The organism is Leuconostoc fallax, assembly GCF_004354645.1.
GTDB lineage: Bacteria > Bacillota > Bacilli > Lactobacillales > Lactobacillaceae > Leuconostoc_B > Leuconostoc_B fallax.
Window position 1 is genome coordinate 75,008 of sequence record NZ_PUFI01000015.1, and the last position, 14,049, is coordinate 89,056.

General features: G+C 37.6%; 11 protein-coding genes and 1 other RNA gene. 2 read left to right on the plus strand and 10 right to left on the minus strand.

Annotated elements, in window-relative coordinates; genetic code table 11:
- Window positions 1-18: 18 nt before the first annotated feature.
- From C5L23_RS07000 to C5L23_RS07010, 3 genes are read right to left on the minus strand one after another with little or no spacing between them, the layout of a single operon-like run.
- Window positions 19-1,218: a pyridoxal phosphate-dependent aminotransferase gene (locus C5L23_RS07000; protein ID WP_029508608.1), complete on the minus strand. Its 1,200-nt coding sequence runs from the start codon at window positions 1,216-1,218 to the stop codon at window positions 19-21.
- Between the two features lie 16 nt (window positions 1,219-1,234).
- Window positions 1,235-2,020: a carbon-nitrogen family hydrolase gene (locus C5L23_RS07005; protein WP_133264556.1), complete on the minus strand. Its 786-nt coding sequence runs from the start codon at window positions 2,018-2,020 to the stop codon at window positions 1,235-1,237.
- A 3-nt stretch (window positions 2,021-2,023) separates the two neighbouring features.
- Window positions 2,024-3,532, minus strand: a complete 1,509-nt coding sequence (locus C5L23_RS07010; protein ID WP_133264558.1) for a carboxypeptidase M32 — start codon at window positions 3,530-3,532, stop codon at window positions 2,024-2,026.
- Window positions 3,533-3,664: 132 nt separating this feature from the next.
- Between C5L23_RS07010 and C5L23_RS07015 the strand changes: the two genes are divergently transcribed.
- Window positions 3,665-4,828 (plus strand): PucR family transcriptional regulator, encoded by a 1,164-nt coding sequence (locus C5L23_RS07015; protein ID WP_010007162.1) that lies wholly within the window; start codon window positions 3,665-3,667, stop codon window positions 4,826-4,828.
- Between the two features lie 59 nt (window positions 4,829-4,887).
- Here the strand turns inward: C5L23_RS07015 and C5L23_RS07020 are convergent, their stop codons facing one another.
- The 3 genes from C5L23_RS07020 to hisS all read right to left on the minus strand — a co-directional run bounded on the left by C5L23_RS07020 (window position 4,888) and on the right by hisS (window position 8,924).
- Window positions 4,888-5,754 carry a YitT family protein gene (locus C5L23_RS07020; RefSeq protein ID WP_010007163.1) on the minus strand — a complete coding sequence of 289 codons (867 nt, stop codon included), beginning with the start codon at window positions 5,752-5,754 and terminating at the stop codon, window positions 4,888-4,890.
- A gap of 88 nt (window positions 5,755-5,842) precedes the next feature.
- A complete protein-coding gene (gene aspS, locus C5L23_RS07025; protein WP_010007164.1) occupies window positions 5,843-7,621 on the minus strand; it encodes an aspartate--tRNA ligase in 1,779 nt (592 codons plus the stop codon).
- Window position 7,622: 1 nt separating this feature from the next.
- The gene (hisS, locus tag C5L23_RS07030; protein WP_010007166.1) at window positions 7,623-8,924 is read right to left on the minus strand and encodes a histidine--tRNA ligase; all 1,302 of its coding nucleotides are present in this window, start codon (window positions 8,922-8,924) and stop codon (window positions 7,623-7,625) included.
- Between the two features lie 422 nt (window positions 8,925-9,346).
- Between hisS and C5L23_RS07035 the strand changes: the two genes are divergently transcribed.
- Window positions 9,347-10,213, plus strand: coding sequence for an N-acetylmuramoyl-L-alanine amidase family protein (locus C5L23_RS07035; protein ID WP_010007169.1), 867 nt, complete (start codon window positions 9,347-9,349; stop codon window positions 10,211-10,213).
- 31 nt (window positions 10,214-10,244) lie between these two features.
- On the opposite strand, the gene dtd is transcribed toward C5L23_RS07035, so the two are convergent.
- The 4 genes from dtd to C5L23_RS07055 form a co-directional block, all read right to left on the minus strand.
- On the minus strand, window positions 10,245-10,691 hold the full coding sequence (gene dtd / locus C5L23_RS07040) for a D-aminoacyl-tRNA deacylase (RefSeq protein ID WP_010007170.1): 447 nt from the start codon (window positions 10,689-10,691) through the stop codon (window positions 10,245-10,247).
- 27 nt (window positions 10,692-10,718) lie between these two features.
- Complete coding sequence (locus C5L23_RS07045; RefSeq protein WP_010007171.1) at window positions 10,719-12,956, minus strand: RelA/SpoT family protein; 2,238 nt, start codon at window positions 12,954-12,956, stop codon at window positions 10,719-10,721.
- A 230-nt stretch (window positions 12,957-13,186) separates the two neighbouring features.
- An RNA gene (rnpB, locus tag C5L23_RS07050) (RNase P RNA component class B) lies at window positions 13,187-13,564 on the minus strand.
- Between the two features lie 18 nt (window positions 13,565-13,582).
- The gene (locus C5L23_RS07055; protein WP_010007173.1) at window positions 13,583-13,981 is read right to left on the minus strand and encodes a DivIVA domain-containing protein; all 399 of its coding nucleotides are present in this window, start codon (window positions 13,979-13,981) and stop codon (window positions 13,583-13,585) included.
- Window positions 13,982-14,049 lie beyond the last annotated feature (68 nt).

Below are 14,049 nucleotides of genomic sequence, written 5' to 3' on the forward strand. Positions count from 1 at the left end.
AAAAAGAGATAGCGTTGACTATCTCTTTTTTATTATCTCATTGAAAACATCTAATTGACGAATACGTTTAGCTGCCTCAAGCAAACGCTTAACTTCAACCGTTAAACCAATACGGACATAGCCTTCACCCAAACTACCAAAACCATTGGCATCAGCAACCGCAACATCAGCCTCATTTAACAGCAAATCAGTGAATGAAGCACTAGTATAACCTGCTGGTACAGGCATCAAAATATAAAATGCCCCCTTTGGTACAATGGGTTCCCAACCAAATTCACGCACAGCTGCAATAAATTGATCACGACGCTCTTGATAAAGATTCTGTAGCTTGCTTATTGCAATTTTTCGTTCACTCTTGTTATTTAAAGCAACGGTTGCAGCATGTTGAATTGCTGGAAATACCGATACAAAAAGGTGATCTTGGATTAAATTAATTGCCTCAATCATATCTGCATTACCAACCGCAAAACCAATTCGCCACCCCGCCATATTGAATGTCTTTGAAAAAGTGTAAAATTCAATGCCTACGTCCTTTGCATGTGGCGTTTGTAAAAAACTAAGTGGTTTTTGTTGGTCAAATCCAATAGCGCCGTAAGCCAAATCAGATACTACACCAATATGATACTGTTTGGCAAAACTAACTGTTTCTTCATAAAATGCCGGTGTAGCTATAGCCCCCGTTGGATTATTTGGATAATTAAGATACATCAACTTTGCATTGTTCTTGTCTTGTTGATTGATTTGACAGTAATCTGGTAAGAAATTATTTTCTGCTTTTAAAGGTAAGTCAACAACTTTCACTTGTCCTAAAGCCGCTCCGGACAAGTAATCAGGATATCCAGGATTAGGTAAAAGGACAGTATCTTTTGGATTTGTTAATGAAAAAATCAATTCAACCAGTCCTATTTTAGAGCCACCCAAAATAGCTACTTCTGTTTCAGGATCTAGTGTGACTCCATATTCATCTTGATAAAAATCCGCAATAGCGCTTTTGAGTTCTGGTAAGCCGCGAAATTGAGCATATTTATGGCTTTGTGGATCGGATATACTATTATGCATCGCTTCTAAAATATAATCCGGTGTTGGTTGATCTGGATTACCTTGTCCCAAATTTATAACATCATGTCCCGCTGCTATTTTGGCGTTCACCTTTTGAACAAGATGCGCAAAAAATTGATCAGGTAAGTTTTGTAGTAATTCTGATTTTTCAAATGCCATATACATACTCCTTATTTTAACGATATAAATGTGGTTTCCTATCCAAAAAAATAGGCATTTGACCACGAATATTATCAATCTGGGCAAAATCGATATCTGTAACGTATATTTCCTCTTTTTCAGCTGAACCTTTAATCATAATATGTCCCAAAGGATCAATGACTAATGAGCGGCCACCAAAAGTATTATCATCGTCGGCACCAACGCGATTAACAGCAACAACATAAGCTTGATTTTCAATAGCGCGCGACTGTAACATCACTTGCCATTGCTCGATACGTTGAATTGGCCACTGAGCAACAACATACAGTACTTTAGCTGGAATTTGTGCCATATTAGTTCGTACCCATTCAGGAAAACGGATATCATAGCAAATCACACCCGCACTTGGTGTACCTGCTAATTCAAAAGTATTAAGATGGCTACCCGCCGTCATATAGCGATCTTCATGCATCAGCCCAATTAAGTGAACTTTATCATACTCACTAAGGCATTGACCATCATTGCTCACAACATACATCGTATTATAAAATTCTTGTCCTTTTAACGTCGCTACTGAGCCACCAACAATGTTAATATCATATTCTTTTGATAATGATTGGAGCAATTGTTTCGTTCGAGTACCTCCAACGTCCGCAACTTCCTTTAGACGTTGTAAAGCATAACCACTATTCCACATTTCAGGTAACACCACAACATCAGCTTCTTGGTCCGCTGCTTGTGCAACAGCTTGCATGATACGTTGTTCATTCTTATCTACATCTGCTAATTGAATATCAATTTGTGCTAGTGCTACCTTCATCGTTTAGTTATCTCCTATTTGATAGATATCTGTATAAATTTTATTCATAAAGTCCAACCAATATTGTGGATTCAGTTGCTCACCAGTCGCCTCTTTCAAAATATCAGCTGGATCCTTAGCGCCACCGAATTGCCAAATATGTTGCGCACGCCACGAAAAGATAGGTTCATAATCTCCACTTTCAAAAATGGCTTGAAAATCCATTTGTTGTGACATCGCATGATAAAATTGTGCAGCATACAAATGGCCTAGTGCGTAGCTGGGGAAATAACCAAAAGAACCTCCAGCCCAATGGATATCTTGCAATACACCAGTTAGATCATCTGGCACCTCTAAACCAAGGTACTCTTGATATTTTTCGCGCCACAACTCAGGAATTTTTTTGACATCAAGATGATCATTGAAAATGGCTTTTTCTATTTCATAACGAATAATAATATGTAATGGATAAGTTAATGGGTCAGCTTCTGTTCGAATTAACGTTGCCTCTGTTTTCATCCAAGCTGCATAGAATTGATCAAATGTAATATCATCCCAAATACCATGAAAATCTTTTTGAATTTTTGGGTATTCTATTCGCCAAAAAGCACGCGTTCGCCCAATCATCACTTCATTAAAAAGAGATTGGCTTTCATGAATGCTCATTGAAATTGGTAAAACTGCACGTACCCAATCATATTTTGAATTCACATTTTGTTCAAATAAACCATGCCCAGCTTCATGGAAAATGCCTAATATCGCCATTTGTGCTTGATTCTCTGCCCATCGCGTTGTAATTCTAGCATCATCACGATTCAAGGCTTCCATAAATGGGTGAATCGTGTCATCCAAACGTCCCTTATCCAAATTATAACCGAGCCGTTGTACAGCATTTAGTGCATATTGCTTTTGATCTTTTTTAGTAATATGTCGTTGCAAAAAACTAACATCAATTTCAACATCCGATGTCATAATTTTCTTACGCAACGTCATGATACCTTTTTTCAAAGTGTCAAATACTTGGTCTAATTTTTCAACGGTTAGCCCAGGTTCATATTGGTTCAATAAGACATCATAAGGCGTTTTTTCATCTTTTTGCCAAAGCGGGATAAATTGTTTTTCGTATTGAATCAATTGCTTGAGATACGGCTCAAAGATGGCATATTGATTTTCTTGACGTGCCTGTGCCCAATAATTTTGTGCCAGAGACATTGTTTTATTAAAATCAACATAATCTTTTTGCGGTAATACCGCGAAACGTTCATACGCTTTTTTTACTTTCGGAAAAATTTCACGTCCCAAATCAGATAACTCATTTAAACGATCATCAAAATAAGCTAGCATATCCCGCCGTTTTGTCTGGGTTGCAACTAAAAATTGCTTCTCAGCTAAATAAGCATCAACTTCAGATCGAAAATGACCACTATCCTGAGGCATCCCCGTCAACGCATCCCAACCGGATAATGCTGAGAGCTGTTCAAGTATGGTTTCTTCCTTTAAACTATCCAATAAGTCTTGTTCTTTATATTTCATACAATTCCTTTATATTTCTAAAGTATATATTTAGTTAAATTAGCTTAATATTAGCATTCTTATAAAACGATTTCAATTAAATGTTGTAAACTCTTATAAAGAGCATCATCATAACTAGGAGGCTGGTGATTCATGGAAGAAAAATTACAAGAATTAATTAATATATCCCAAAATTTAACGAATATGGTCAATCACAACGCAACTTATCAGCATTTACTAGATACCAGCGCTGATATTTTAGACGCCGCCATTATTTTTCTAGATTCCCATTTTAAAGTGCATTATGCGAGTTCTCAAATTTTATCTCGCCGAGAACTAATGACCGAATATCTTCGAAAAGATGCAGATATTGATTACCTTAACTTAACGGATACAGTCAAAATTAATTTTAATCAATCAGAAATTCATATCTTCCCGATATTTTCGCCTTTCAATGAAAATAAGGCTTTTGTTGGTATCATACCGCATCAAAAACAATTGAATGCATTTGATATTTTAAAACGTCAGCAAGTGCTCAATGCCCTAGGACTCGTTAATGCACGTACTGATTTATTTAATGAAACTGCTTTTAGAAATCAATCAGACTTTTTTCTAAATGTTGTACAAGGTAACTTAACTGAAAAAGCGATCAATCAGTATTTAACTGCTACACAAATAGATCCCAAAACGACCTATACTGTTGCCATTCTAAACTTTCAGCAAAAAGCATTTGATCCCAATGACCATTTATTTGATAAGCGACAACAAGTTATCCGCTGGTTTATTGAAGAATATCATTATCCGGTATTGCTATTTGCTTACCAACGTCAGTTCATCCTTTTAATACAAAGTCAACGTGTCTCTATCCATGAATTTTTACACCGGCTATATCAATTCATGGCCAAGCAGGGGCATACACTGACCACTGGCTTTTCCAAAAATGCACTTCCCATTAAAGAACTCGCTGATATGTACAACCAAGCAAATGACGCTTTACAAGTCACTAGTCCATCACACCCTATCATGCAATTTCACCCTAAAAATGCAAAAGAATTGCTACAATTGCTACCATCTTCAGAATCTGACAAGTTTATCAAAAATACATTGGGGCCGATTTTGGAAGATGAAGAATTGCTCAAAACATTATCCACTTATATCCTGTCCAAACAGAACATTTCTGAAGTTGCTCACCTATTATATGTCCACCGTAATACGATTAATTATCGGCTTAAAAGTATTTCTAAACTACTGCAAGTTGATATTACAATGCCAGATGTCTTAGCAGACATCCGCCTTGCTCTATTACTAAAACAATAAAGTACACGTTTTTTAAAACGTGTACTTTTTACTAAAATAAAAAGAACTCTAATGAGTTCTTATAATTCCGGTTCATAAAATCGACCAACGGTATGTTCTATTTTCCATGTACTAGAAAATGCATGTTCATCAGCTTCATGCATTGCTTCTCGCAGGTCAAAACGTTCTTGCTGCGTAATCACTGTTAACAATACAGCACGTTGATTCCCTGTGTAACCACCTTTGGCTTGATCAACTATCGTAACACCACGTCTTAAGCGACGATAAATTGCATGAACCATTTCATCAGGTTTAGTTGTAATAATCATAACTTGCATCTGTTGTTGACGCGTAAAGAAAATATCGATCATTCTGGAACTAATAACAATACCAACGATTGAATACAAAGCATATTTCCAACCATAAGCTACGCCTGCTCCAATCATCAAACATGCATTAAATCCGAGATTGACAGGACCCATCTTGAAGCCAAATTTTTTTCGTGCCAACATACCAACAATGTCTAGGCCACCTGTTCCAACCCCATAACGTAAAGCAATACCGACGCCCATACCATTTAAAGCACCACCAAACATGGCATTAACCAATGGGTCGGTTGTCAAAAATGTTTTGGTTTGCAAAATGGGCATCAAAAGCGCGCCTAATAGTACCGCAACACTCGTAAATAACGTAAAGCGCCAAGATAACTTTATCCAAGCCAAAATCAACATTGGTAAGTTAATCAGTGCCAGAGCCAGAGGAACAGATATTTTACCTCCAGAAAGCGTATCAATCAACTGAGCTAGTCCGGTAAAGCCAGATGAATAGATGTGCCCAGGTCGCCAGAAATAATTCATCGCAAATGCCACAATAATGGCATAAAATACGGCACCCCCTAGGCGACTTGCATACTGATTCTTCATGAAATTATGGAAAGCTTTTTGCATGTTAATTCCTTTAAAATAGCAAAATCAATTGTGGGTAATTATATAACAACACTGAATGTCGTGATATTCTCATCTACTGCTGCTAAACTTAGTCAGCCATATCTTCTGATGTAAACAAGCCAAGTTCCAACAATTGCTTTTGTTCAACACGACTTGGTGCTTTCGTCATCGGTTCTGTTGCCCGTGAATTTTTAGGGAAAGCAATCACTTCACGAATATTTTCTTGACCAGCTAATAGCATGGCTAAACGGTCTAATCCAAGCGCAATTCCGCCCATTGGTGGGAAACCATATTCCATCGCTTCTAGCAAGAAGCCAAATGCTTCATGCGCTTTTTCTTTTGAGAATCCTAATGCTTTTAACATTTTCTCTTGAATATCCATACGATGGATACGAATTGAACCAGATCCTAATTCAAAGCCATTCAAAACGAGGTCATAACTTTGCGCATGAGCTTTGTGTGGATCTTCACCCTCATCCAAATAATGCAAATCTTCTTCATTAGGCATCGTGAAGGGATGGTGTGCTGAAATCCAACGATCAAAGTCTTCAGAATATTCAAATAATGGCCAATCCACAATCCAAGCGAATGCCCATGGATTAGTATTATCTACCAAATTCAAATCTTTAGCTGTTTGACGACGCAAATAATCTAATGTTGCCGATACAACATCAAAACGACCAGCACCAAACAAAATCAAGTCACCAACTTGGGCTCCAGCTGCATCAATCACCTGCTGTGCATCCTCAGCGAAGAACTTCGCAATAGGTCCACTAACACCTTCTGAGGTTACCTTTAACCAAGCTAACCCCTTAGCACCAAAGCGTTCGATATATTGCGCCATTTTATCAATATCTTTTCGTGAATAATGGTCTGCACCACCAGGCACGCTAATAGCTTTAACAACACCACCATCTTTAACAGCATTAGCAAAAACACCAAATTCACTTTGTGCAACTGTTGCGGATAAATCTTGAATTTCATATGCAATGCGCAAATCTGGCTTATCAGTACCAAAACGATCCATCGATTCTTGCCAAGTTAATGTTGGAATTGATTGTGTGTCTAAGTCAAAGTCGACAACTTCTTTCATCATCACTTTAACCCATTCGTTAACAAGATGACGAATTTCGTCCGCTGACATAAAACTTGTTTCAACGTCCATTTGTGTAAATTCAGGTTGACGATCACCGCGCAAATCCTCATCACGGAAAGCACGCGCAATTTGGAAATAACGATCGAAACCAGCACCCATTAATAATTGCTTAAACAATTGTGGTGATTGTGGTAAAGCATAAAATGATCCAGGGAAAATACGCGAAGGCACAAGATAATCACGTGCACCTTCTGGTGTTGATTTTGCTAAAATTGGTGTTTCGATATTAATAAAATCATGTGTCGTCATGAAGTGCATGGCACTAGACATGATTTTTGAACGAATACGTAAATTCTTCTGCATTTCTGGACGGCGCAAATCCAAATAACGATATTGAAGTTTGAGCTCTTCATTAGCATTAACATTATCTTCAATGTAAAAAGGTGTGGTCTTAGCTGAAGCTAGAATTTCAGCATCAGTGACTTCGATTTCGATTTTACCAGTCTTGATGTTGTTATTTTCTTGACCTTCACTACGCAAATGAACAACACCAGTGACTTCAATGACATATTCACTACGCATTTCTTCAGCAACTTTAAGTGCCGCTGCATTGGTTTCGTTAAAGGTAAGTTGTACAATACCCTCACGATCACGTAAATCGACGAAAATCAAGCCACCAAAATCACGGCGCTTTTGCACCCAGCCAGTCAAAGTAACCGTTTGATCAAGATATTGTTCATCCACTAATCCAGCATAAGTTGTTCGTTTCACTTTATTCTTCCTCCGCTTCCGTTGTAATTATTGTTGGTAAATCAGTATACAAATCAGCCAATTTAACATCCAATTGTTGCCCTGTTAGCATATTCTTTAATTTAGCAGAATGGTTGGCCAATTCTTGCTCACCGATAGTCACCACAAACTTAGCATGCCCTCTATCAGCAGATTTAAACTGTGCTTTGGGTGAGCGTGCAAGATAATCACGTTCAGCCATATAACCATAACTGCGGATAGCTTGTACAATTTGTGTCGCAATCGTATCTGTGTCATCACCAATGTTCACAACATAAAAATCTAAATCATTATCATTTTTAAATGTCACATGTTGTGCTTCTAGTAAGCCAATCAAACGTTCAACACCAATACCAAAACCAACGCCAGGTGTTTCTGGACCACCAAACTGTTCAACTAATCCAGAATAACGGCCACCTCCGGCAATCGTGGCTGACCCCTTAAGACTTTCGTCTGCTGTCATAATTTCAAAAATAGTATCATTGTAATAATCCAAGCCACGCACCATGCTGGTATCCACTTCAAAATCCAAATCTAGTGCCGTTAGTAATTCTTGTACACGTTGCCAATGGTTTTGAGATTCCGGTGTCAAATAATCCAAAATAGATGGTGCATCTGCAACGAAAATTTGATCTTTGGGATCCTTAGAATCCAGAACACGTAATGGGTTCTTTTCTAATCTTTCTTGTGAATCATGACTCAATTCATCAAAATGTGGTTTAAGATAATCAATAAGCGCCTGCCGATAAGCATCACGCGATGTTTTATCTCCTAAAGTATTAATAGCCACTTTTAAATTCTTTAAGCCTAGTGTTTTAAAGAAATCAACTGCCATAGCAATAATTTCAACATCCAATGCTGGGGATACTGCGCCAAAAGCTTCAGCACCGATTTGATGGAATTGACGGAAGCGACCTGCTTGAGGTCGTTCATAACGAAACATTGGACCAATATAAAATGCCTTATATGGTTTATCAAATTCTGGGCCGTATAATTTATTTTCGACGTAAGCACGTACAATACCGGCTGTCCCTTCCGGACGCAATGCCATATGACGATCACCCTTATCATAAAAATCATACATTTCTTTAGTTACAACGTCACTTGTATCACCCGCTGAACGACTAAATACGTCAAAGTTTTCAAAATGTGGGGTTCTAATTTCTTTAAAACCATAGTCGCCAAAAAGTAAACGCGCAATTCCCTCAACATGCTGCCACTGTTCAGTTTGCTGTGGTAATAAGTCTGCTGTTCCTTTGGGACGTTGAAAAATAGGCTTTGCCATAATATCAAAATATAAAATACGTTAAAACATATCTTATATCTTTCCTCCTAATATTATTATATTCATCAAACATATTTTGACATTGCCTAATAAAAAAGCACCCTTACGAGAAAATCTCGCTAAGGGTGCTTTTGGCACGGTACCACCTTAGATATGCCTACATTTTTAAAAATCAGACATGCTCAATTGCTTAACGCGCAACACACGAACTATTTTACTAGTTACCTCCAAGGTGTCTGAAGCTAGGTTTTTGTTTTGCTTTCAGCCTACACAAAATCTCTGAGGTGTCCATTACCTAACTTCGCCAATTCATCGGTCAAAATATACTATTAGTTTAGCACACAGTAAACTAAAGTCAACTATATAAATGTTAGAATATGGTATAATTTTAAGATAAAAAATTTGATTTGATGGTCATAAACATGATAAAAAAATGGTTACTCAGCAATCTCATTGGCATCATTATGTCAGTTGTCATATTAATTTTCACTTTTGGTCTTTTATACTCACTCTTACACCGCAATGAAATCATTACCGAACCGCAAAATATCCCACTGCGTACTGGCCCAGGTATAGCCTATTCACAGAAAGAAAAACTTAAGCGACACACAAAGTTACATATTTTAAGCAAACGTCACGGCTGGTATAAAGTAAGATGTAGTGATAACGAAAAAGTTGGTTGGATTGCGGGTTGGTTACCAGAAAATCAGTCACTTCAAAAAATAACACCGCTTTCTGAATCAACTATTGTATTGGATGCTGGTCATGGCGGTAATGATACTGGTGCACTTAGTAATGATAACAATCATTATGAAAAGACCTACACTTTAAGTACAGTTAAGAAAATCCAACAACAATTAGTCCAACAAGGTGCGCGTGTTATTTTAACTCGTAAAGATGATACGCTTGTCCCTTTGCTGCATATTCCCACACCAGCACAAAAACAACAGGCCGATGCTTTTATTTCAATACACTATGATTCATCTTCTGAAGACAATACAGCAAGTGGTATTTCTCAATACTATTATCATCAGTCTAATGGTTCTAAACAATTAGCAGAGTCCTTAAGTCAAAAATTCAATGATTTACCCTTACATAATCGCGGCGTAGATACGGCGGGTTACATCGTGATTAAAAATAATTCACGTCCAGCAGTTCTACTTGAGATGGGTTTTATCAATAATGATGATGATTTCCAATATATTCGAAGTCAAGATTATCAACAAAAAATTGCTCAGCGTATTACTTCCGGTATAGACAATTACATTCGCAAACAAATAGCTGATTAAGATGAAAAAAGCATACCTATAAGGCATGCTTTTATTTATTTTGTGTATCAAATATAATCGTCACTGGTCCATCATTTGTAAGTGAAACTTGCATATCAGCACCAAATTCACCTGTTGCAACGGTAATACCAGCTGTACGTAACGCTTGGTTAAATGCATTGTACATTTGCTTAGCAAAATCTGGTTGCCCAGCATCCGTGAAGCTTGGACGATTACCTTTCTTAGTATTAGCATATAAAGTAAATTGTGATATCGACAAAATACTACCACCGATATCTAATAAACTAAGATTCATTTTGTGCTGATTATCTTCAAAAACACGTAATTTTGAAATTTTATTCACTAAATAGTCAATATCTGCTACTGTATCTTGATCATTAACAGCAACTAACAAAACATATCCCTGTCCAATTTGGCCAGTAACGGTACCGTCGATGGTAACCATTGCATCAGATACACGTTGCAATACAATTTTCATACATACCCCAATTCATTCAAGTACCATTTAGTGGAATGCTCGTTCCACATCATAAACAGCTGGCAAATTATTCAACGCATCTAAAATAGCTTCCAACTGTTGTCTATTTTTAACACCCAATGATAGAGAAACTTGTGCCATACCATTTTTGATTACACGACCATTTACCGAATTAACGTACTTTGTTCTGGCATTCACCGTTCTTAAGACATCATTTAATAAACCTGTACGATTCTCACCACTCACTGTCACATCTGCATCATAATTAGGCTTCAAGCCGTTTTCATCTTCCCACTGGACATCAACCAATCGTTGCCCTTGTGCTTCAGCTGCTCGAATATTAGGACACCCGATACGATGGACAGAAATACCACGCCCTTTTGTAATGTATCCTTTTACCTCATCCCCTGGTACTGGCGTGCAACAGCGGCCTAATCGTATTAACAAATTATCAACACCAGCAATAACAATATCATCTGTACCACTACGCCGGCGCTGAGAAAGTGCTACTTCATTACGTTCAATTGCATGGCCTTCTTCTAATAGCTCACGCTGTAGGTTCTCGTTGGCCTGCTTTTCACGTGCTTCTCGGATATCTTCTGTTAATTTATTAGCTACTCCTGGTACTTGAACATCACCAAAACCAATAGCTGCTAACATATCATCAGCCGAGTGATAATGTAACCTTTCTGCACCTTTAGCTAAGTTTTCAGTTGTTAATAATTCATCCGAATTAAAGCCATTTTCACGTAAATGATGCGCTAGTAAATCTTTAGCAGCAATAATATTATCTGCACGATCAAGTTGCTTGAAATACTGTTTAATTTTATTTCGTGCACGTCTTGTCGCAACAAGATTCAACCAATCTGGACTTGGTTTTGCCGTCGCACTTGTAATAATTTCAACAATATCGCCTGTTTTAATTTTATAATCTAACGGTACAATACGACCATTGACCTTTGCACCGGTAGTTTTAATCCCGACGTTTGTGTGAATCGAGAAAGCCATATCCAATGGCTGTGCTCCTTTGGATAATTCAAAAACATCACCACGTGGAGTAAAAGCGTATACACGATCACTAAATAGATCACCTTGCACACTATCCATAAAATCTTCAGCATCCTTGGCACCTTGTTGTAATTCCAAGATACCTTGAATAACATTGAGTTTTTGCTCAGTTTGATCTTTAATCTTAGCTTCTTGATCAGACCCTTTGTTCTTTTTATATGCCCAATGTGCTGCTACACCAAATTCAGCGATTTCATGCATGTCATGTGTTCTAATTTGAACTTCTAGAGGGCGGCCTCCAGGACCAATAACTGTTGTATGTAAACTTTGATAACCATTGGCTTTTGGTAACGCAATATAATCTTTGAAGCGACCCGGAATTGGTGTCCATTTCGAGTGAATGGCACCTAAAATAGCATAAGTATCCGGTATCGTATTAGTTAATATACGAACAGCTGATAAATCATAAATTTCTTCAAAATTCTTATTTTTATCGACCATTTTACGGTATATGGAATAAATATGTTTTGGTCGACCATACACTTTAGTATTTTCTAACTTTAAATCCTGAATAGCATTTTCAATCTCATTGACGGCATCATCCACATAATGAATACGTTCTTCACGTCGCATATTCATCAAAGATGCAATATGATGATATTCTTCGGGATTCAAATAACTTAATGATAAGTCTTCTAATTCCCATTTCATTGCACTAATACCCAAACGATCAGCCAACGGTGCATAGATATCCAACGTTTCATTCGCAATTCGTTGTTGCTTGTCGGGACGTAACGCACCAAGCGTCCGCATATTATGTAAACGATCAGCCAACTTAACGATGATAACTCGAATATCTTGTGACATCGCTAATAATAACTTACGATGATTTTCGGCAAGTTGTTCTTGGGAACTTTTATATTTAATTTTACTGATTTTTGTCACGCCATCAATGATACGCGCCACTGTATCCCCAAACTTGTCCTCAACATCTTCTAAGGTGGCTGGTGTATCCTCAACGACATCATGTAAATAGCCTGCAACTACTGTCGCCGTATCCATTTTTAAATCAGCTAGAATACCTGCAACTTGTATTGGATGAATAATATAAGGTTCGCCCGATTTACGGAGTTGTTCTTTATGTAAATCCGCTGCCCATTCATAAGCCGCTTTAACAGAAGCAGCATCTTGCTGCGACATATAATCTTTAACTAGGTCGAGTACTTCTTGTGCTGTATATATTTTTTGTTTTGCCATAAGCTTCTTCACACTATTATATTAGTAAACTATCTGTTGCCAATACGAACCAATATAATATTTCCTTTCATTTAATGATTGGAAAATATAAATATCAAACTTTGTGCAACAATTTTGTTCTTTATCGCTGTCGTTATACTGTTAATTTATTATATTAAAGATTATCCGTTTCTACAAGATAATCCGAACAATAAAAAAGCCCGCAATTAAGCGGACTCACCCAGACAAGCATCTGTAGGCCATGTTTTGTTCCAGTAATAGCGGGTACTATTACCTTCGGTAATCATCTATCTAAGCGTATAACGCCATACCAACCATCGTTTCGAATTCACTAGGTTAGCCGCCCCTACCAAAAGTTTGGGTTGCCCGCTTGTGGGGTTTACCGCGTTCCAAATACTAATTTTCATTAGCATATCGTCTCTGTGGCACCTTCAAGTTTACTATTGCATAGTACAAGACCTTAGCAATTTCAACCGCCGTCACATTTAGTCTAAGCTAAACGCGCCCGAGCTTATTTTTTATCTCGGCACAAACACTACCAGCATCACAGCTGGTGCGAGCATGGACCTTCCTCACGTGAGAATTATCACGCGCAATTACCCAATGCTTGTAATGTATTAAAACTCTTATTTTAAATCAGATATGATGGTGTCGTGATCTCTACCAAAAACTGCACGTTCTAAATTAGCAACACGCTTAATCAAGTCTAAGTTAGTAACAGGTTGTACTGTTTCTGACTGTGTTGGTGCTGCATCAAATGATGGTTCTGCACTCACTTGACTTGATGTTACATTAGTCGCTTGACTTTTTGCAACTGTTAACTGATCCTGTGCTTGCTTCAAAGCGCTTTGTAGCTTCGAAACTTCGCTTTGTAACTGATCAATTCGATTACTAAACGCACCGTAATCCTTGATAATATCATCTAAAAAGCTGTCGACATCCGCAGGATCATATCCTACGCCCATGCGCTTTTGCTTGAAAACACGATCAAGAATATCCTTCTGTGTGTACTTCACTTGTTCCAAAAGGCACACCTCACATTTCAATTTACTCTATATATAATACCAAATTTTTATCAAAAACACAAAAATAT